General features: G+C 48.2%; 1 protein-coding gene and 1 pseudogene. Both read right to left on the reverse strand.

The features are described 5' to 3' along the window. Positions 1 to 187: 187 nt before the first annotated feature. Positions 188 to 1,300 (reverse strand): PilT/PilU family type 4a pilus ATPase, encoded by a 1,113-nt coding sequence (locus tag KDK14_RS20530; protein WP_257267098.1) that lies wholly within the window; start codon positions 1,298 to 1,300, stop codon positions 188 to 190. A gap of 46 nt (positions 1,301 to 1,346) precedes the next feature. Then, positions 1,347 to 1,536, reverse strand: a pseudogene (locus KDK14_RS20535) (hypothetical protein); the annotation flags it as partial.

Consider the following 1,536-nt stretch of genomic DNA (forward strand, 5'->3'; position numbering starts at 1 on the left):
ACAAAGGAAAAGAAAAGCTTTTCTTAGTGCTCTTTGTGTGCTTTGTGGTTCCAATCGTTGGGAGCCTTAAAGCCTACGTATGGCAAGGCTTTTACTCTTAAGGTCAGTGCCATTGATCTTTAGTCCCCTGCAGAAGGTCAAAGGTACTGAGAAAATCATTCGTGAGGGAGTGGATAACAGCATTAACTTAATCCGTGGAAATGGTTAAGTGTGACAGAGGATCCTCTTTCCCTCCCTGATGACCATACATCTTTATTAACAGACGCATGTTATTGGAGGACTCAGCATGCTGGATAGCTTGCTGGGCAGTGATTTTTCCCGCTTCAAACAGTTTGAATATGGACTGATCACTGGTTTGCATGCCCGAGTCTTTGGAGCGTTCCATCAGGTCATGGATTTCATCCACTTTGCCCTTTTTAATGAGATCCGCCAGCGCTGGGGTATTTAACAGGATTTCATGGGATGGATAGGCTGCCGTGCCATCTTCAGAGCTGAGTAGCTGTTGCCCCATGACTCCCTGCAAGCTGAGCGATAAATCGAGAAGAACCTCTTCATGTTGCTCTTGCGGGAAAAAATGAACAATTCGTTCCAGCGCCTGGTAGGCCGTATTGGCATGCAGGGTCGCGATACAAAGGTGTCCTGTTTGCACAAACTCTATGGTATGCCTCATCACCTCGGGGGTGCGGATCTCGCCAATAACCACCAGATCGGGTGCCTGGCGCAGAGCGTTCGACAGCCCTTCTTGATAAGATTGGGTATCCAGCCCCACTTCTCGCTGGGTGACAATACACTGACTATGGCTGTGAATAAATTCTATAGGGTCTTCAATGGTGATGATGTGCCCTTTACCCCTGGTGTTGCGATAGTTCACCAGTGATGCCATAGCGGTCGTCTTACCGGCACCTGCTGGCCCGGTAATCAGTATTAAACCTCTCTCCTGAAGAATCAGGTCGCAAAAAATATCCGGTAGACCAAGCTCTTGGGGAGACGGAATATGATGGTGAATGCGCCTGATCACCATTCCGGGTTCACCCCGTTGGAAGAATGCACTGACACGAAAACGACCTGAATCCGGATTCTGGACAGCGTAGTTACTTTCACGAACCTCACAGAATTCTTTAAACCGCTCTTCGCCCATCATGTTTGCAAAAATATGGTGGGCCTGCTCACTGGTAAGGGAGGCCTTGGCTATGGGTACCAATTGATCATTTATCTTCAAACAGGGGGGATAGCCGACTGTCAAAAACAGTTCTGAACCATTACGATCAGCCAGCATGGAGAGTGCTTTGTTAATATCCACAGTGTAAGCGTTTCTGGTGGTTGAGACTCTTGGTTTGTCGGCCCCCTCAGCGCTCTCTTAATGCCTTGCAGATATCTTCTTCGATATCTTCCGGTTTGGTGGTGGGTGCATAACGGTCGATAATATCGCCCTTGCGGCCGACCAGGAACTTGGTAAAGTTCCATTTTATCTTCTGGGTACCGAGCCAGGGCGATAGAATCGGCCTTACGATCGTTCCAATCAAGGCTAATTTAAAC

Source organism: Endozoicomonas sp. ONNA2 (genome assembly GCF_024606365.1).
GTDB lineage: Bacteria > Pseudomonadota > Gammaproteobacteria > Pseudomonadales > Endozoicomonadaceae > Endozoicomonas.